The 18,061-nt window shown below is 36.2% G+C and carries 21 protein-coding genes and 1 riboswitch; of the genes, 3 read left to right on the top strand and 18 right to left on the bottom strand.

Annotated elements, in window-relative coordinates:
- The first annotated feature begins 147 nt into the window (after positions 1-147).
- Entirely contained in the window at positions 148-468 is a 321-nt protein-coding gene (locus LG296_RS03060; RefSeq protein ID WP_107931860.1) for a hypothetical protein, read from the top strand.
- Positions 469-500: 32 nt separating this feature from the next.
- On the opposite strand, the gene LG296_RS03055 is transcribed toward LG296_RS03060, so the two are convergent.
- The 18 genes from LG296_RS03055 to LG296_RS02970 all read right to left on the bottom strand — a co-directional run bounded on the left by LG296_RS03055 (position 501) and on the right by LG296_RS02970 (position 14,782).
- Positions 501-650 (bottom strand): hypothetical protein, encoded by a 150-nt coding sequence (locus LG296_RS03055; RefSeq protein ID WP_181417935.1) that lies wholly within the window; start codon positions 648-650, stop codon positions 501-503.
- A 950-nt stretch (positions 651-1,600) separates the two neighbouring features.
- Positions 1,601-1,909, bottom strand: coding sequence for a putative quinol monooxygenase (locus LG296_RS03050; protein ID WP_107931859.1), 309 nt, complete (start codon positions 1,907-1,909; stop codon positions 1,601-1,603).
- A 117-nt stretch (positions 1,910-2,026) separates the two neighbouring features.
- Positions 2,027-2,686 (bottom strand): TrkA family potassium uptake protein, encoded by a 660-nt coding sequence (locus LG296_RS03045; RefSeq protein ID WP_107931857.1) that lies wholly within the window; start codon positions 2,684-2,686, stop codon positions 2,027-2,029.
- 24 nt (positions 2,687-2,710) lie between these two features.
- On the bottom strand, positions 2,711-4,051 hold the full coding sequence (locus LG296_RS03040) for a TrkH family potassium uptake protein (protein ID WP_107931855.1): 1,341 nt from the start codon (positions 4,049-4,051) through the stop codon (positions 2,711-2,713).
- A gap of 158 nt (positions 4,052-4,209) precedes the next feature.
- A riboswitch (cyclic di-AMP (ydaO/yuaA leader) is annotated at positions 4,210-4,350 on the bottom strand.
- A gap of 132 nt (positions 4,351-4,482) precedes the next feature.
- Positions 4,483-4,839 carry a cupin domain-containing protein gene (locus tag LG296_RS03035; protein ID WP_107931853.1) on the bottom strand — a complete coding sequence of 119 codons (357 nt, stop codon included), beginning with the start codon at positions 4,837-4,839 and terminating at the stop codon, positions 4,483-4,485.
- Positions 4,840-4,855: 16 nt separating this feature from the next.
- Complete coding sequence (locus LG296_RS03030; RefSeq protein ID WP_107931851.1) at positions 4,856-5,425, bottom strand: histidine phosphatase family protein; 570 nt, start codon at positions 5,423-5,425, stop codon at positions 4,856-4,858.
- A gap of 3 nt (positions 5,426-5,428) precedes the next feature.
- Positions 5,429-6,340: a hypothetical protein gene (locus LG296_RS03025; RefSeq protein WP_107931849.1), complete on the bottom strand. Its 912-nt coding sequence runs from the start codon at positions 6,338-6,340 to the stop codon at positions 5,429-5,431.
- A gap of 98 nt (positions 6,341-6,438) precedes the next feature.
- A complete protein-coding gene (locus tag LG296_RS03020) occupies positions 6,439-6,669 on the bottom strand; it encodes a hypothetical protein (RefSeq protein ID WP_107931847.1) in 231 nt (76 codons plus the stop codon).
- 97 nt (positions 6,670-6,766) lie between these two features.
- Complete coding sequence (locus LG296_RS03015) at positions 6,767-7,180, bottom strand: NUDIX hydrolase (protein WP_107931846.1); 414 nt, start codon at positions 7,178-7,180, stop codon at positions 6,767-6,769.
- A 164-nt stretch (positions 7,181-7,344) separates the two neighbouring features.
- Positions 7,345-7,725 carry a hypothetical protein gene (locus LG296_RS03010; RefSeq protein ID WP_107931844.1) on the bottom strand — a complete coding sequence of 127 codons (381 nt, stop codon included), beginning with the start codon at positions 7,723-7,725 and terminating at the stop codon, positions 7,345-7,347.
- Positions 7,726-7,742: 17 nt separating this feature from the next.
- A complete protein-coding gene (locus tag LG296_RS03005) occupies positions 7,743-8,147 on the bottom strand; it encodes a DUF6188 family protein (RefSeq protein WP_235867551.1) in 405 nt (134 codons plus the stop codon).
- A gap of 466 nt (positions 8,148-8,613) precedes the next feature.
- Positions 8,614-9,183: a DUF2812 domain-containing protein gene (locus tag LG296_RS03000; protein ID WP_107931842.1), complete on the bottom strand. Its 570-nt coding sequence runs from the start codon at positions 9,181-9,183 to the stop codon at positions 8,614-8,616.
- A complete protein-coding gene (locus LG296_RS02995) occupies positions 9,170-9,487 on the bottom strand; it encodes a PadR family transcriptional regulator (protein ID WP_107931840.1) in 318 nt (105 codons plus the stop codon). The genes LG296_RS03000 and LG296_RS02995 overlap by 14 nt, the downstream gene beginning before the upstream one ends.
- Positions 9,488-9,717: 230 nt before the next feature.
- Entirely contained in the window at positions 9,718-10,173 is a 456-nt protein-coding gene (locus LG296_RS02990; RefSeq protein WP_146223191.1) for a hypothetical protein, read from the bottom strand.
- A 401-nt stretch (positions 10,174-10,574) separates the two neighbouring features.
- On the bottom strand, positions 10,575-11,486 hold the full coding sequence (locus tag LG296_RS02985) for a lipopolysaccharide assembly protein LapB (RefSeq protein ID WP_107931836.1): 912 nt from the start codon (positions 11,484-11,486) through the stop codon (positions 10,575-10,577).
- A 375-nt stretch (positions 11,487-11,861) separates the two neighbouring features.
- Positions 11,862-12,083, bottom strand: coding sequence for a hypothetical protein (locus tag LG296_RS02980; RefSeq protein ID WP_107931834.1), 222 nt, complete (start codon positions 12,081-12,083; stop codon positions 11,862-11,864).
- Between the two features lie 812 nt (positions 12,084-12,895).
- On the bottom strand, positions 12,896-13,612 hold the full coding sequence (locus tag LG296_RS02975) for a class I SAM-dependent methyltransferase (protein ID WP_107931830.1): 717 nt from the start codon (positions 13,610-13,612) through the stop codon (positions 12,896-12,898).
- 201 nt (positions 13,613-13,813) lie between these two features.
- Positions 13,814-14,782 carry an arsenic resistance protein gene (locus LG296_RS02970; RefSeq protein ID WP_107931828.1) on the bottom strand — a complete coding sequence of 323 codons (969 nt, stop codon included), beginning with the start codon at positions 14,780-14,782 and terminating at the stop codon, positions 13,814-13,816.
- 319 nt (positions 14,783-15,101) lie between these two features.
- Here LG296_RS02970 and LG296_RS02965 point away from each other — a divergent pair, with 319 nt between their 5' ends.
- The gene (locus LG296_RS02965) at positions 15,102-15,428 is read left to right on the top strand and encodes a metalloregulator ArsR/SmtB family transcription factor (RefSeq protein WP_107931826.1); all 327 of its coding nucleotides are present in this window, start codon (positions 15,102-15,104) and stop codon (positions 15,426-15,428) included.
- A gap of 55 nt (positions 15,429-15,483) precedes the next feature.
- A complete protein-coding gene (locus LG296_RS02960) occupies positions 15,484-18,012 on the top strand; it encodes a heavy metal translocating P-type ATPase (protein WP_107932001.1) in 2,529 nt (842 codons plus the stop codon).
- The last annotated feature ends 49 nt before the right edge of the window (positions 18,013-18,061 follow it).

Here is an 18,061-nt window from a genome sequence, read left to right as displayed (position 1 = left end):
TTTCACTTATATAACTTCGGATATAAAGAAACGTTACAAAAAAATGAGAATTTTTTATTTCAATTCTATTCCAGGATTGGCTTTTGGACTTACTAAGTTTGTTATTGGGCATAATAAGTTTAAATTTCAAATTTAGGAGCTTATACTATGCCGCGAAAGTCATCCCAAACAAATGAAGAATCAGAAACTGTAGAAATAGAAGAAGTTGATAAAGCATCAAATAATCTACAAAATGAAATCGACAACCTCTCACGAATGCTAGCTGCCGTACTGGATTATTTAGCTGATGAGGAAAATGAAGAAATCGACATCGAATACCTTTTCGATAAAACTGAGGGTCTACGAGAATGGCGCAAGCAATACCAAGAAAAAAATCGAAAGCTAATCGAGGATGAAATCAAGAAGTCCCTAGGTAATTTATCATTCGAGGAATTGCAACGAATACGGGAGCAGATAAAAGAGAAATAAGTATATGGAGGATGTTGCTGGTTTCATTGGCTTTATGAAGGGGGAATTTTAGATTTTGGCTCGGCTTTTTGTCTTTCATTCGATTGATGAAGGATAATTTTCAGATGCTGGCTCGGCTTTTGTCTTTCATTCGCTTGATGACAGACATTTTTCAGATACTCGCTTTCGGTTTTGTCTTTCATTCGCCTGAGGACAGACGTTTTTCAGATGCTTGCTTTCGGTTTTGTCTTTCATTCGCCTGAGGACAGACATTTTTCAGATGCTTCCTTTGGATTTTGTCTTTCATTCGCTTGATGACAGACATTTTTCAAATGCTTGCTTTCGGTTTTGTCTTTCATTCGCTTGATGACAGACATTTTTCAAATGCTTGCTTTGGATTTCGTCTTTCATTCGCTTGATGACAGACATTTTTCAGATGCTTCCTTGGCTTTTTGTCTTTCATTCGCTTGATGACAGACATTTTTCAGATGCTTCCTTGGCTTTTTGTCTTTCATTACCAGCATGAATGCCACTTTTCAAATTCCGCTCAATATTTTTGGCGTTCATCACCCTTATGAATGCCACTTTTCAAATCCAGCTAAATATTTTTGGCGTTCATCTCCTTCATGAATGGCACTTTTACAATCCAGCTAAATATTTTTGGCGTTCATCACCCTCATGAATGCCACTTTTCAAATTCCGCTCAATATTTTTGGCGTTCATCTCCTTCATGAATGCCACTTTTCAAATCCAGCTAAATATTTTTGGCGTTCATCAACCTCATGAACGCCACTTTTACAATCCCTCTCAACCTTTTTGGTGTTCATCACCCTCATGAACGCCACTTTTACAATCCCTCTCAACCTTTTTGGTGTTCATCTCCCTCATGAACGCCACTTCTCAATCTCCCGCTCAACCAGTTTGGCGTTCATCACCCTCATGAATGCCACTTTTCAAATCCAGCTCAACCAGTTTGGCGTTCATCTCCTTCATGAACGCCACTTCTCAAATCCCGCTCAATCTTTTTGGCGTTCATTACCCTCACGAACGCTACTTTTCAAATCTCGCTAAGCAATATTAGTCTTCATTACCTTCATTAACCACGCTTCGTCTATGTTTCCGCTTGTTCATTCACCTGATTCCAGAATCACCTCTACGAAACTCCTTTTCCACCCTTTGTTTTAAGAGTACTGATTCTTTCCATGCCGGTTATGATTGGTTTGGCTCGTTGAATTAGCTTTTGGGTAGCTTCAAGAGTAAGGGATGCTTGGTGTGCTTCTTCGTTACTCCATACTTCATAGACAAACACCGAATTTGGCTCGTCTGGTGAAATATTAATAAGGTAAACCTCACATTCTATTAGATCAGCCATTGATTCTGCGGCTTCTAGTAAAATCTCTACCAGTGTGTCACGTTCACCGTCCTGTACCGTAAACTTGCCAAACAAACTGAATTTGTTCATTTCGTCCTCCATGATTTTGACTTATGAGTATTATTTCTACATAGTCACTCTTTTAACCTCTTACTAAAAGAGGCCTCATTCTAAATTGATGAGGCCCCGTCGCATTCTTTCAATCTTCTATTCTAAACTCGCAAACTTAGCTAAATCGTTACGATTTCCTATTGTTACTAGAATATCGTCAGGTTGAAGTAATTCGTCCGGCGATGGGGAAACGATAATATCGATGCTGCTTCTTAAAATCGCGATAACACTTACTCTAAATTTTGCGCGTATATCAAGCTCCTTCAAGCTTTTCCCGATCATTTTCTTAGGTAATAAAACTTCTTCAATATTATATTCCTTAGACAGTTCTATATAGTTCAGCATGTTGGGTGAGAGTAGCTGATTTGCAACGCGTTCGCCCATATCTCGTTCAGGATAGATAACCCAGTTTACCCCGATTGTTTCTAAAACCTGCCCATGACGTTTACTTGTTGCCTTGGCGATAATTTTTTCGATGCCCAGATTTTTGAGAAGCATCGCTGTGAGAATACTGGATTGGATATCATCGCCAATAGCTACAATGACACAATCAAAATTCGTGATTCCTAAAGCAGTAAGTGCCTTCTCTTCACTAGCATCTGCTATAGCGCTATCTGTTACATAAGGCTCCGCACTCTCAACTCGTTCCTCACTAATATCAATTCCTAACACCTCTTGCCCAGCTTCATGTAATCTTCTTGCGATGCTTGTGCCGAATCTTCCTAAACCGATTACTGCATATTGGTTTCTAGCCATTTTTTAACTCTCCCTATTTTGAAATTATCCAATCATCATATTTCCTTTTGGTCGTTTAAAAGCTTCTTTTGTTTGTCTTTTTGTAATAGCAAAGCCTAAAGTTAACGGTCCTAGCCTGCCAATAAACATTGTAATCACAATCAAGATTCGTCCGATTGGCGACAATTCTGGTGTTAAACCCATTGAAAGGCCTACCGTACCAAATGCAGAGGTTGCTTCAAACAAATACATCATAAAATCATGGCCATGCTCCGTAATGCTAAGCAAAAACGTAACCAGAATTACAATCATCATCCCACTTACCGCAACTGTAAGAGATTTTAAAATTGTCTCTTCGACAATACGTCTTTTAAATAAAACGACATCTTCTTTCCCCTTTAGCTGCGCCATTACCGTAGCCATTAACACTGCAAAAGTAGTTACTTTAATACCACCGGCTGTAGATCCTGAGCCCCCGCCGATAAACATAAGGAAAATCGTCAAGAACAAGGTTGCATATGTCAAATCTGCCATCGACAAAGTATTGGCGCCTGCTGTTCTAGGCGATATCCCATGGAAAATAGCTCCCAATATTTTCCCTTCCATATTCAAAGGACCTAGCGTTCTCACATTTCCATACTCAAATAAGAAGATTAAGATGGACGCCCCTACAATCAGAATAGCTGTTGTCGTTAATACAACCTTAGTATGGAGTGAAAGCTGCTGTGTTTCACGATACTCATACAATTCATTGATAACAACAAAACCAAGTCCACCGATAACGATAAGTCCACAGATTGTTAGCACTACAAACGGATCATCTACATAGCTTGTTAAACTGCTGAAATCCCCAAAAATATCAAACCCTGCATTATTAAAAATAGAAACACTATGGAAAATCCCAAAGTAAACTGCCTCTCCATACGGCATATCAAACGCAAAACGCATAGCTAATAAAAAGGCACCGATTCCTTCTACAATCACTGTAAAGAGCAAAATTCGTTTCACTAACTTCACCATTCCAGCAGTAGAAGTCGCATTATAGGCTTCCTTGAGAAGAATTCTTTCCTTAAGCGAGATTTTTTTCCCTAGCAATGTAAATAGAAACGTCGCAAAGGTCATAAACCCTAACCCGCCAATTTGAATCAGTACCAAAATGACGATTTCACCAAACTTCGAAAAGGTATCTCCTGTATCAACCACGACAAGTCCTGTTACACAGGTAGCGGAAGTGGCAGTGAATAATGCATCTAGGAATGATAAGCTAACACCATTAACCGTTGCTATAGGAAGCGTCAGTAAAAATGCTCCAACTAAAATCACCAATGCAAAGCCTAGCACTAATATTTTAGAAGGATTAAGACCCTCTAAAAGTATATTTTTCATGTTTCTTCTCCTCGATTTCAAAGTAAAAATGACTACTAAAATTAGCTTCTTCTCTTAAACTACTTGTTTTTTGGCATAATAAAAGACCGCATTTAATACAAGTCGCTTATCTGTTGGATTTACCAACAAATTGGCACCTTGAATTAGGCGGTCGTATAGACCTCCTTCGCTTTAGCCGACGAAGTTAGCTGACGGGTAGGATGGCGAAGAAGCTAGAATCATCCTTTCTGCAATTTGCAGAATTAACCCCAAAAGATCGGGTCCTCCGTTCTCATTTAGAGATTTGGCCATTTATTATTCACTTGATTTCGGATTCATTCTACTCCTCGAATTGTCACTTGTAAATATGAAAATAATTACAAATTTACGCATAAAAAAAGAACCATTTTGTTTATGGCCCCTTTAACATTTGCTTATTTAAACTACCACTTTTATCTCTTTAAAGACATATATGCAGATGGATCTAATGCTTCGCTCTCGATAACAATTGCCGTTAACCCAGTATCAGTCTTTGTTTCATGCCATTCATCTCTCCCCCAAAACACGGCATCGCCTGTCTGGACAGTAATGTATTCTTCCTTATCCCCACGGACATATCCTTCTCCATTTAAGACAAGAAAAAGCTGAGGAACAACTGCTTGGTGAAAGCCAACAATACCATTTGGAGCTAAATACATACACCCAATATTTGCTTTCCTATCTGTTTGAATAACGCGCGCCATTACAAAATCTGAATTGAATTGTGCGATTTGCTTTCCGTCTTCCTTACCAAATCTATAAAATTTCATGGATATATATCTCCTTTTATATATTTTCCGTTCTATTCCAAATTCTCTTAACCTCTTTCAATTCCTGGTATTCAAAGGTTAGTTTATAAATGTCTGGCATATCGAGGGTTTTCCAGAAATTAAAGTCATAGTTTTTATCGAAATGGTTCAGAATAAGCGTCATCAAATTACCATGGGTTCCGATAACAACATTTTTTCCTTCGCAGGTAGTTAACAGATTTTTTAACGCCTTTACCCCCCTTTTTTGAGCGTCCATATTGGATTCTCCACCTGACCAGGAAAATGTAGGCTCGACCCATACCTTTGTAATAGCGGCTTCAAAATCCTCCACAGCTCCTATGGATAAAGTGCGTTCTTTAAAATTTTCTTCTAATAAAACGACCTTTTCTCTAAAATTTGCAATTCCTTCTACAGTTTGAATGGCTCGTTTATAGGGACTCGAAATGATAATATCAATCTCTTCATTTTCAAATAGCTTCTTTATTTTTTCTGCATCAATAAACCCGCGTTGAGATAGTGGTCTCCCTAACTCATCCGGAGAATATGTAGAGTAGGCATGACGTACAAGGTACAAATTAGTTAGCAAGCTTCACACTTCCTTCAATGTTTTTTGATATGTAATTAGTGTTGGTGCTGGTAAAAATGAAAAGTATTTTAACATCTTTAAAGCAGCAGAGTCCGATGTATCAATTTCGGCTTCGATAAACTGCACGCCCTTTTCAAAGGCATAGTTTATTTGCTTAGCTGTTAGCATCAGTAGAATTCGAGAATCTGCATCATCTCTGGTTCCTCTCCATCCAAATTCAAATTGGTTTGGGTGGTTAGAATGGTGCAACAGAGCGTATGCGTGGACTACATTATCCTTCAGTAAAATAAAACTTCCATCTAGAATGGTATCTTCATCGAAAATCAACTCTTCCCATTTCTCTAAACTGTGCTCACCTACCGGATTTGCTTGATGTGTTTTTGCATAGTTATCTTTAACAAGTTGTGTGAGTTCTTCCTTCAATTCTGGATTATTCACTACGCTATTTAAGTCTTTTAAGTGTAAGCACTGTATGTGAAGGTTCCCATAATCTAGCTTAGAGGTTTTCAGCAAAGGTGAGTATGTCCGCCTTACCTCTTTGAACCCATTATCCTCGTAAAAGTTTTTTAATTTATATGAAGTTTCCCAGATGGAGGTTTGTAGCGGCGATTGTATATCTTCTAACTGATACAACGAGCCAATCAAAGCAGCTTCGATTTCATAATCTAGGTGCGATTTTGAAACTATTGAGAAATATGTACAATGTGGATGAAATACTGATTTCCATGCCGTTAGTAAGCCTACTAATTGATTATTTTCTAATGCTTCTATAGTGACCAAATTTGTATTTATATGTAAGCCCCGTAAAAAGTAATCACGTGTGAAATCATCTCCTGCCCAAGTCGTTACCAGTTCCTTAATGAGTTCAATATCTGGAGAATTATTGTTTTGAATAGTGAAATCTCCTGTAGTCATTTTATCCCTCCCTAACCCTTTATCGAAAAAAAGGAAAGGACATTAGCTTTTTATGACTAATGCCCTTGTTACTATAACTATTCGATTGATTGTATATATTATCCTCTAAATTTCGATTTTGTATTGTAGTAGATGAGCATGAGCGAGAAGATGATTAATAATATATACCCTACAAATGACAGAATGTCTGCGACTAGCACGATAAACTCTTCAAGAGCTCCCCCTCCATTGAATACGCCCACTAAGGCAGATCCAAGTAACGTGCTATTTAGCATTGCCAGGACAAAGCTTCCTAATAAGCAGTAAAGTAATTTCGCATTTTTAGTCAATGTGAAAACACCTCCTTATGCTATTTTATTAGAGAACAGCACAGAAGGTTACACCCCTTAGATAAACGCTAAGCTTTGACAATAGACTGCATCACTTTCACACAATGTTCACAAGGTACTCCCTTAATACATTTCGATCCTCAGGGAAAGTAAGCTCCAGCTCATGTATTTCATCTAGAGATTTCCAGTCAATCTCATAAATCAGGTTGTCAGGATCTTGGATAGTTTTTGTCCCACCAACTAGCTCGACTAAAAAATAATGCACCTCAATGGAGATATTGGCTTCCTCATAGCTTCCCTTTTTTACCTGAAGCTCCTTAACAATCTTGACCTTGTACCCTGTTTCCTCTTCAATTTCTCGAATACAGCATTCCTCAAAGGACTCATTGTTTTCTCTTCCCCCAGAGGGTATTGACCAAGTTTTCTTTTCATCAGGCTTCCCTTGCAGTACCATCAAAAGCTGGCCCTTTTCATTAATGCAAACACCTGAAGCACCCTGCCATTCTTGCATATTGATTCAGCTCCTTAATACAGCCTATTTACTTAAGGATTCTTCTTTCAAAATGGAAATTCCTTTTTACCATATAGAACCTAAGGATGCTATTTTGTTTCACTCATTGCATTTACCTTGAGAGAATTTATAGTAAAATAAATAGCCACCTGTTTCCCAAGCGGCTACTCTAGCTCCATCCGAGCATATTCATGTAATTTACCATCTTCTAGCGTATATTGATAGCTCACATTCGGATCGTTTTCAAAGATAACCTCTACTGCAAAATCATATGGAAAACTATAGAGATTTATATCTTTGTTCATCGTCCATTTCTGATTTGGATACTGTTCATTCAGCTTATTTTCAACTTTAATTAAAAAAGATTCATAGTTATGCGCTCGAATCATTGGGGCCGTTATTTCAACGGCTGCATACGCGATCAGTAAAGCAAGGATCGCTATATAGCTCCATTTACGCCAATTCTTTTTTAATAATAAGGCAACGATAAATAAAGCGATTAACGCAATGATAAAAACGATAAGCCGAAAAGCATTGAATTCCATATTTTTACTCCTTAACGCTAATCCGAATAAGACCCTCCCGGTAAAGTGAATAAGTACAATCCGTTATCTCCTCGTAACTGCCATCCTTCAAAATAGCTACTGTCATGGAATACTTCCAGATAGATATCGTCTTCAAATTCAACGACCAAATCCGATATCTCTTCATAATGCCAGATATTCGAGATGCTCTTCCCCATAAGAATCTTTTCAACATTTTTATGCGAATATTCTCCTGGTGCCAAAAGACAATCTGAATAACCCACGACCACGTCTCTAGAAACTCTTAATCTCCAAGGGCATTCCACGGTTAAATTTCCATTTTCAAAGGAAAATCCCAGTGGTTGTTTTTTATCTGTGTTTACCTCTGTAACCCTCTGACCTATAAAATATTTAAAATCTATATCACTTAGCTTTTTATACATGCTTCTTCCTCCCTAGGATTTTCTTTGGATGAAAAATACTATTCAATCACAATCGCCACCTGGACTATCTGGTGAGATATCGTACTTCTTTTTAGCGCTCGCATTATAATTACGCCGTCTTTGCTGTCTGATTTTTTCATATTTCCGTTCAATTGGATTCATGCGCTGCCATCTAATCCAGTGGTACACTTTTGTAATCACTTTTATAAGTAGCATATAACCAAAGCAAGTAGCAAAATAAGTAGCAATACACCACCGACACTTTTAAATAAGGCTTCCATCCAATCAAATCCTTTCTTCTCAATCCCCTTCATTTTATTTAAAATAAAGGAGAAACCTCGGGAGAATTTCCATTTCCGTCCACTTTATTATTACATACGGGGCTTTTATCTAGAAAGATTCAAATGGAATTTTTTTACTTATCCACATCATTGTATGAGGGGTTTCTTTTTGTTCATACTTAACATTATTTTTCTGCCAACATTGAATACTTTCGATAAGCTTTATAGTAGCTGCCCCCATAAAAAACAACCATAATAACCGGAAACAATCTTAAAAGAGCAAATGGAGTTTCAAAAATGAAGGCTTTCCAAAATAAGCTTCCCTCCATACTCCAAAGACCATCAGTTAAATATAAACCTGAATCCTTGTAGAGCATATAAGAAAATAGCAAAAACAGCATTCCAAGACCAGATGAATAGCTCATCAATCTTTTATAATAATTACGCTTTGATTGGCGATCCGAGAAAATTTCATTTTGATGATCATCTTCTTTTTGCCAATATTGAATTGAACCCATCGAGGAGCCTTTAATAAAAGTCCACCCAAAGTCTTCATAAATCCCTTTGTAATCCCTGAATTTCTCCTTCGCTAAATAATCTTGATAATCCAGTTTCATCACGTATCTCTTGTCGGTTTTTTCGAAAGTATATATCCCTAATCCACTAATATTTGTACAACGATAGCCTTTTTGTAATTGGTCGTTCAGCCATTGCTCCTCTTTTTCAATATCAAAAAACATCTTAACTTTCCTCATTGGATTCACTTCCTTCGTACAAGGATAAAATATGCAATAACCTGCTTTGTTCCATTTTCAAAATAGCATTTCCTTCATCAGTAATCATATAGACTTTTCTCCGCCCAGACTCTCCAACCGGTTCAATCCATCCATGCTTATTCAGGTTTTCTATCGCACCGTATAATGTACCAGCCGCCAAAATAACCGTACCGTTACTCAACTTTTCTATCTTCTGCATGGCAGCATAGCCATGAAGCGGCTCACGCAAGGCCAACAAAATATAATGCATCGTTTCAGACAGCGGTAATAATTTGTGCTTCATCTTCTCAACTCCTATTCAGTCCGACTATATAGTTCAACTTAATAAAAATATAATACAGTTCAACTGAATAGTCAATGATAATTCCAAAATTAGTAAAGGATACTTAAGGGAAAAGAACAATAAAAAACCGCTTCCCCTACGTAGGGAAAGCGACTCTTAGATAGACTTATTCAAATTTAAGGGTCTTTCACATGCAAAAGACGCTTAACAAAACGCATATTATTAATTGATTATTTCTTCCGTTTATCTAAATAGAAAGATACTATAGCAGAAATACATAGTGCCGCTATCAACGTCCATGCATTGAAAAACAAATGATTTGAATAGGGATTAAGATACCCAATTTCATCTTCAAAATAGGGTTGCGCCGTTAAATTGAAATCGATTACTCGATATGCAGTGTAACTAACTAGAATTATAGATAAAAATGTGTAACCCATAATAAAATGTTTTCTATTGACCTTGTATTTACTATGAATAGATTCGAATACAAAGATCATTGCAAATAAAAAATAAGCAATAATCGGCATTGGAAAAACTATAAAAAATAAAGCCGGATTCCCATTGCTCCACATTGCATTACTACCGTCTGGATTGAAATTGAATGTATATAGCTGTACAGTCTGAATTGCCAAGATTGTGATTATGCCTGAGAATAGGACACTCCCATTGAATATCAAAAGCATAATTTTGCCTCCATCAATTTTTTCTGTCCAAATTTTACTTATCAGGTGAATGCCATTGTTTTCCATGTTGTTTCGGCAATAGTTTTCTCCATAATTAGTTCAGCAAGATAAGAGCATATTTATTCCAGAAAGACAGCCTCCCACCTCAGTGTTCCAAGTAATTAGCTAGATTAATATAAGCGAAGATTTTTCGGTTAAACAAAGAAAAATCCCCAATTTTCACGTTTTTTAAGGCAATAGACGGAATTTCTCCTTCTATTTTTGATATTTTTCACCTTATTTTCTAATTAAGCGGAAATTTTCCTGTTATTTTACTGATAGGGCACTTACCTGAACGTCAATCGTTTAGAGCGCACTTCCAGATCTTCATTTTCGCGCTATTTGCTGATTCTACAAGTCTTTTAAACTCTTTTTTTAGAATCCCCTCTATAAAACGGATGATTATGTTGGCTACAACCGAATAAATAGCAGCCTCCTTCAACGTAAATATCGATTTCATATGGTGGTACATAGCCTTTTTTCAGGTTCTTGAGCAGGCCTGTTACTTCCTCGCGCCATTCCTCTAATTTTTGGATTTGTTCATTTTTATCTTCTTCTGACCAGTCAATTTCTTTTTGTACCTCTTCCACCTCTTGCTCAATATTAGCCAATGTATGCTTTTGGATTTTCATAAGTTCTTCTTCTTTTCCTAATCGATACAACACGTAACTATAACGTTTCACTATATAAGGGGATGGAAAAGTTATACCCCATTCTTTTTCAAAACCTTCTTTAGCGTTTGTGAACTCACCCAGCTCAATCCATAAATCAGCAGCTTCACTCCACCCGATAAAATCATCCTGACTTTCATCCCATTGAAGTAATATGTCCTTAGCTTTTATATCATTTGCTTGAATACGACAATGAATTTCCATTATTTGGATGTAACTTGACATTTTAGCACTTTCTTGAAAATAATTAGCCGCCTCTGTCCATTGTCTTTTCTTGGCATACAGTACACCAAGATTATGAATAATGGATGGAATACGATGTTTCTCTAATACTTTATGTAAGTGTACTTCCGCACGAGGTAAATCGTTTTTCCTTAAGTAAATTTCAGCAAGTAGCGCGTGAGGAAAATGATGATTAGGCCCTAATTCCACAGCTTCTTCGGCTAATTTTTGTCCCATATTTAAATCTTCTTCTTCATTTAAATAGAGCCATGCTAAATTGTGTAGATTTTCAACTGAACGCTCCTGTTCAACTAATTGTTTCATCCGCTTAAAAGCTTGTTTATACTCATTTCCTTCAAAATAGGCTAAAGCTTGTATCATAACTATCTCCCCTCTTCTCAAAGTGCAATCATATCTCTCCTGCACTTTCAGCTTTTTTAGATTTAATTATGACTAAGTTTTTTCACGTTAGAGAATAGAAAATAAATAAATTCTGCAATTGCATAGAACGTAATAAACGTTATAAATATATTTAAATTCTCCCCAAAGGAAATAGCCCATAACCATCCCGGCCATCCAACCTATTAGTACCGTAGCAATATGTTTTATTCTGTTCTGAAAATAAGTCAAAAAAATACCCCTTTTCATTTTTACTTACATCAATTATCAATAAACTGTAAAATCCAACGCTCGCCCGTTACAGAAAAAGGCACAATTCATTTCAAGAATTGCGCCATAAGGAACCTTTCAGTATCATTACCACCTGTTATTATTCTTATAATTTTTTGTATGAAGGTACACTCTATTATCGATTGATGCTCGTGTACCTATGAAGCTCATAATCGCCACTAAAATTCCAAAGAAAACAAACGCAGTTCGATAATAACCTTGGAACATGGCAACAAAGGACGCTACCATCAAAAAAATCATAATCCCGATTATTATTAACTGTCTTTTTCCCCTTTTCTTTTCTTCCATGTCTCAACCCCCAATCCCTCGGTAATATTGCACTTTTTTTATATGTATTATTTTACCATAAACCAATAAGAACACTACTACTCAACGAGAAAGTCTTATATGTACTGGATTTTGGTTGATTGTATCCTTTAAGAAATACTCCGTAAATATTTCTCAATTTTCATTGTTATATTTTCTTCGCTCATTTCTCCCAAAAACTATTTAAAGAAGTTTTTTATTGCATCCATGCGGATTTTAGATTCGCATGCTTCGCAACGAAAAATCTTATTTGTTCGCTCCTTGAATAGTTTATATTTTAGCGTACCCTCACTTAGTCTGAATGTTCTTCTACAACTACTGCACACGATTTCATAGTAAAACATAGTTCTCCTCCTAGTGACACTTTACTTTTTAGTTGAACTCTCAAATTGTAACCAGTTCGTTAGAATATTTCTGAAGTCCTTTTCCTCTTACATTACTTTTTTTAAATGCATTCGTATCCTAAATTAAGCATCTTTCTAGGAGTAAAATAAGCGGAGATTTTTCGGTTATTTGCAGAATTGAGCTGGAATGAGGCTAAATAAGGGAAGATTTTCCGCTTATTCAAAGGAAAATCCCCAATTTTCATGTTTTTTGAGAGGATAAGCGGAATTTCTCCTTTTATTTTTATCATTATTCACCTTATTTTCTAATTAAGCGGAAAATTTCCTGTTATTGATAATTACTTTTGATTTTAAATAAAGAATGAACGCAATTTACTTTAAAATCGCGCCCAATCGGTGAATCTTACGAAATGCATTTTCTGGCTTATAACAATTTATTTTCCTCGAACCTTATTTGACACTGTGAAAAACAAATGATTTATTTTCTAAAGTAGCTTGTTCAAACTCCCAATCTCCATAGACTTTGATTTGTGAAAAGCCTACTTTTTGTAAGGATTCATAAATGGTCTCTTGCGTCCGAAACTTTAGCTGCATTTTTTCGCGAATGACTACTTCACCTGTATGTACTTTTTTCACAGTTTCATAGAACGTATAAACATCATCTACGAACCCCTCGTATTCAGTCCAAATCTCAAGCGATTCGCCGCTCGCCTGATCAGTTGCAAAATCAGGTGTTTTATCCTTTTCCCACTCTTCCCATACTTTTGCTGCTGGGTTTCGTGTGTCAAAAATAAAATGACCCCCCGGTTCTAAAGCTCCATAGACATCTAATATGACCTGCTGCCAGCTTTCATCAGTTAGAAAGACTTGGGCAACATTCGCTGTCATGATAACGGCGTCAAATTCATTTGCTTGTAAATTTGAGCTATCACCAACAATCCATGTCACTTCACCCGGATACTCCTTGTTTTTCGCATACGCAATTGCTTCTTCATTCGGGTCAATAGCTATAATGTGATAGCCTGCTTTAGCAAAGTGCTTTGTCAATCTTCCTGTGCCACAACCCAAGTCGGCTATTTTTTTAACATTTAACTTCTTTAACAATGCCATAAAGAATTCATCATCTTTTGCCCATCTATTAACCTGGTCATATACTAATGGAATCATATATTCGCCTACTTTCAAATACTTCAGTACCTATCAAATGTTATTTGTTTAGCCTCTAAAACTAGCTGTATTTACTTTTTATTAAATTCGGCTACCACATAAAAATTTCCTGCAAATCATGACTAGATGGTTAGCGTAATCATTACTTCACGACCGGCGACTTCAATCTAAAATATGCCACATGTCAAATATTTTACTACCTTATTTTGCTTTCAATATCAAATTAGGGACTGCCTTTATATAGATCAGCTCTCCAATTAACTCCATTATCGTTTGCGTTACAATTACAGCAGCTGCTATCGTTGCCCAAGACTCGGGTAAAGCTAATGCCAATGGAAGAACAACAAGGGAGTTCCTTGTCCCAGTACTAAAAATTAGCGCTCTGCCTGCATCAACATCCAGTTTGAAGGTCATTACGATAACTCGAGAAACTATGGGAGTAATGACTAAAAACAAAATATATATAGGAATTACGCGTACAATTACATCAAAGTCACTATATACCTTACCAATTTGTGACGCGACTACAGCTATTAATACTAATGCCATAAACGGCACTGGCAGCCATGCTGTATACTCTAAAACTCTATCTCCTATTGCCTTCTTTTTAGCCCACAATTGCGTAATCACAGCCACTATTAATGGTACAACTATTAATAATAGAAATGCTTCTAAAAATGGCTCTATATGAACGATTCCCACCATATCTTTCCCTATAAATAACCACAGGTATAGTGGCAGCAAAATCATTTGCAGGGCGAACAAAATTGGTGTAAAAGCTAGCATTAGTTTCTCATTTCCCTTACCTAATTGCGTAAAGACAATTACATAATCTATACAGGGAGTTAGCAAAACTAGATAAACACCCAGTAATACAGGTGTAGACTGAGGAAATATCATGGTCAAAATCCAAACAATGATAGGTACGGCTATAAAATTTCCGATTAGTAATGCTGACATGAATCTAAGATTTGTCATTGCTTCTCGTAGTTTTAAGAATGGAATTTGAGCGAACATTCCATACATGAGCACGGCAATAAGTGGTGAGATAGCCCACTCTAAACTGGCTCCTATTTTCTCATTTGATAGACCTATTATTAAGCCAAGAATTATAGAAAATACATAGATCCAAATCTGCTGATTTTCTAAATTTACCCTAGTGATTTTCACTTCTTAACCCTCCCTAACTTATGAGGTTTTTAAATCATGTAGAAAATACTTTTCCTCAGGTTATTAATACACGATGAATACTTTTCACAGTATAACATGGCCGTTTTCTTTCTCTTAAAAATCACATTATTGATAGATATGGATTTGCTTTACTCAACCAGCTTTCCATTTTCAATCCCACTATTTACCTCTCCTCTCTCATGTTCGATAAAATCAAAAATGTTTGATTTTCACTAAATTGTTGACACACATATTAGTAAATACTAATATGATAGTATGAAAACATATTAGTTTCAGCTAATATGAAAGGAGTCAAACCATGCAAAATCAAACATCCAATTTTGATATGAAGATGAAACTAATTCACGGTTTTTCTAATAAAACAAGAATTCAAATTCTGGAATGTATTAAAGAAGAAGAAAAAACTGTTAATCAAATTGTTGAAGAAATAAAAGGAAGTCAATCGAACATTTCACAGCATCTTGCGTGTTTAAAAGGCTGTGGAATTATTGTCGGTAGAAATGAAGGCAGATACATGTATTATAGTTTGCGAAATCAGCATATACGAGATTTATTATCTATGTTTGATGTAGTACTAGAAGATGTAGAAAACGACGTTGCTTGCTGTGATCGTCACATAGATTAGGGAGGACAATTCATTGGCAGAAAAATGTTGTAGTTCAAATATAGAAGTTAAACCTATTGAAAATAGCTGCTGTACTTCTACTGTAAAGTCTGAGAAATCAAGTTGCTGTTCCGAAAACAAAAATTCAGGAAATAATTCGATATCCACTTTAGATGGAGAAAACTCAAGCGGTTGCAGCAGTAGTAACTCAAAGAAAGAATCAGAAGAAGAAACCAGTTGCTGTAGTAGTAAAGAACAAGCACCAATCAATACATTTACGAATTCAATCTCTTCAGTTGAAAATGTGACATATCGAGTGAATGGAATGGATTGTTCATCATGTGCAGTAACAATTGAAAAAGGTTTAAGTAGACTGAAAGATATCATAGAAGTAAAGGTAAATTTCAGTTCAGGCAAAATGCAAGTAGTTGCAAGTAACACTAATGCGCTGATACCCATTGAAACGGAGATTCAAAAACTTGGATATTCCGCTAACCCTATAACTCAGAATAAAAAACTGAAAACATATAACATCGAAGGAATGGACTGTGGTAGTTGTGCCAAGAGTATTGAAAATCATTTAAATACCCTCCCCTCCGTTAAAAATGTTAGTGTCAATTTCTCTACTGGAAAAATGAAAATTGAACATGATAGTAGTGTGGATGATATTATCTCAGAAGTCTCCAAGATCGGTTATAAAGCTTCCTTACTGGCTAAGAAGCATTCTAATCAATCTCTACAAAAACCTAGAAAAGAGTTTAATTTAGTCATTTTTTCTGGAGTATTAATTGCATTTGGTTTTGTTGGATCATTGATTAATATTTTTCCAATGCTTTCCACAATTCTCTATGCTATTGCTATAGTGATGAGTGGTTATAAACCAGCTAAGAGTGCATTCTATGCAATCAAAAGTCGATCACTTGATATGAATGTACTTATGTCAGCTGCAGCAATTGGTGCTGCTCTAATTGGAGAATGGTTAGAAGGTGCAACTGTCGTTTGGTTATTCGCAGTCGGTACTTACCTTCAAAATAAATCAATCGAACGCACAAGGGATTCCATACGTAATCTGATGGATCTGGCACCTCCTGAAGCATGGGTTAAGATTGGCACTGAAATTATTAAAAAACCAGTTGAAGAAATAAATGTTGGTGAGACAATCGTTGTTAAACCGGGTGAAAAGATTCCTCTAGATGGGGTAATCATTCTTGGAGAAACAAGTATTAATCAGGCGCCAATCACTGGAGAATCCATTCCTGTGGATAAAACGATTGACGATTCTGTCTATGCAGGTACAATCAATGAGCACGGTTCAATTGATATCAAGGTTACTAAGTTAGTTGAAGATACAACGATTTCAAAAATTATTAACCTTGTTGAAGAAGCTCAAGAACAAAAAGCACCCACAGAAGCGTTTGTCGATAAATTCGCTAGCATATATACTCCAATTGTCTTTATCTTAGCATTGGGCATTATGGTACTACCTCCCCTACTTGGCTTTGGAACATGGGGAGAATGGTTTTATAAAGGATTAGAATTACTTGTTGTTGCTTGTCCTTGTGCTTTAGTTATTTCTACTCCAGTTGCTATTGTGTCAGCGATAGGTAACGCTGCAAAAAATGGTGTCTTAATAAAGGGCGGTACATTTTTAGAAAAAGCTGGTACCATAACTGCCATTGCATTCGACAAAACTGGTACTTTAACTGAAGGAAAGCCTAAAGTAACTGAAATAAAATCGGTAAATGGGTCAGAAGAAGAGTTATTATCAATTGCATTTACTCTGGAAGAATACTCCACACATCCTATTGCAAGTGCGATCGTTGACTATGCAAATCGAAATGGGATAAAGCGATACAATGGAGATTCATTCAAAAACATTGTAGGTAAAGGCGTTCAAGCTACCATTCAGGATGAAATTTACTATGCTGGTAATCCAAAGTTATTTGAAATGCTACCTATTTCATTAGCAGATATAAAAAAACATGTTCAAGAGCTACAAACTAAAGGAAAATCTGTCGTAATAATTGGAACACAAAATAAAGTCATAGGAATTATTGCAGTTTCTGATACAATACGTGAAACCTCAGCTTCTGCATTACAAAATTTAATACAAAATGGCGTTAAGCAAACCGTCATGTTAACAGGGGATAATGAAGGAACAGCTAAGCTAATTTCTTCAGAAGCAAATGTTAATAGATATTTCGCAGAATTATTACCAGAGGATAAAGTAGATGCCATCAAGAAATTACAAAATGAAGGCCATAAGGTGGCAATGGTTGGGGACGGTATCAATGATGCTCCTGCACTCGCGACAGCAGATTTAGGTATCGCTATGGGTGGTGCAGGTACAGATACAGCAATGGAGACAGCAGACATTGTATTGATGGCTGATAATTTAGAAAAGCTTCCTCATACTATGAAATTAAGTAAAAAAGCATTAAGGATTATTAAACAAAATATTTGGTTCTCCATTTTTATAAAAGTTGTGGCACTAGTATTAATTTTCCCTGGATACCTTACACTTTGGATGGCCGTATTAAGTGATACAGGTGCTGCATTAATCGTTATTTTAAACTCAATCAGACTGCTAAAATTCAAAGAATAATTATTGTGTGAGATGTTTCTTTATATTAGAAACATCTCATTTTTCACTT

This window comes from Ureibacillus chungkukjangi (assembly GCF_044795995.1).
Classification (GTDB): domain Bacteria; phylum Bacillota; class Bacilli; order Bacillales_A; family Planococcaceae; genus Ureibacillus; species Ureibacillus chungkukjangi.
The sequence above is the reverse complement of the archived record's forward strand: the minus strand, read 5'-3'. Positions and strand labels throughout refer to the sequence as shown.

Bases quoted from the DNA above. Each gene is read 5' to 3' on its own strand.
- LG296_RS03060 (WP_107931860.1), top strand. From the start codon at position 148: ATGCCGCGAAAGTCATCCCAAACAAATGAAGAATCAGAAACTGTAGAA.
- LG296_RS03055 (WP_181417935.1), bottom strand. From the start codon at position 650: ATGAAAGACAAAACCGAAAGCGAGTATCTGAAAAATGTCTGTCATCAA.
- LG296_RS03050 (WP_107931859.1), bottom strand. From the start codon at position 1,909: ATGAACAAATTCAGTTTGTTTGGCAAGTTTACGGTACAGGACGGTGAA.
- LG296_RS03045 (WP_107931857.1), bottom strand. From the start codon at position 2,686: ATGGCTAGAAACCAATATGCAGTAATCGGTTTAGGAAGATTCGGCACA.
- LG296_RS03040 (WP_107931855.1), bottom strand. From the start codon at position 4,051: ATGAAAAATATACTTTTAGAGGGTCTTAATCCTTCTAAAATATTAGTG.
- LG296_RS03035 (WP_107931853.1), bottom strand. From the start codon at position 4,839: ATGAAATTTTATAGATTTGGTAAGGAAGACGGAAAGCAAATCGCACAA.
- LG296_RS03025 (WP_107931849.1), bottom strand. From the start codon at position 6,340: ATGACTACAGGAGATTTCACTATTCAAAACAATAATTCTCCAGATATT.
- LG296_RS03015 (WP_107931846.1), bottom strand. From the start codon at position 7,180: ATGCAAGAATGGCAGGGTGCTTCAGGTGTTTGCATTAATGAAAAGGGC.
- LG296_RS03010 (WP_107931844.1), bottom strand. From the start codon at position 7,725: ATGGAATTCAATGCTTTTCGGCTTATCGTTTTTATCATTGCGTTAATC.
- LG296_RS03005 (WP_235867551.1), bottom strand. From the start codon at position 8,147: ATGTATAAAAAGCTAAGTGATATAGATTTTAAATATTTTATAGGTCAG.
- LG296_RS03000 (WP_107931842.1), bottom strand. From the start codon at position 9,183: ATGAGGAAAGTTAAGATGTTTTTTGATATTGAAAAAGAGGAGCAATGG.
- LG296_RS02995 (WP_107931840.1), bottom strand. From the start codon at position 9,487: ATGAAGCACAAATTATTACCGCTGTCTGAAACGATGCATTATATTTTG.
- LG296_RS02990 (WP_146223191.1), bottom strand. From the start codon at position 10,173: ATGCTTTTGATATTCAATGGGAGTGTCCTATTCTCAGGCATAATCACA.
- LG296_RS02985 (WP_107931836.1), bottom strand. From the start codon at position 11,486: ATGATACAAGCTTTAGCCTATTTTGAAGGAAATGAGTATAAACAAGCT.
- LG296_RS02980 (WP_107931834.1), bottom strand. From the start codon at position 12,083: ATGGAAGAAAAGAAAAGGGGAAAAAGACAGTTAATAATAATCGGGATT.
- LG296_RS02975 (WP_107931830.1), bottom strand. From the start codon at position 13,612: ATGATTCCATTAGTATATGACCAGGTTAATAGATGGGCAAAAGATGAT.
- LG296_RS02965 (WP_107931826.1), top strand. From the start codon at position 15,102: ATGCAAAATCAAACATCCAATTTTGATATGAAGATGAAACTAATTCAC.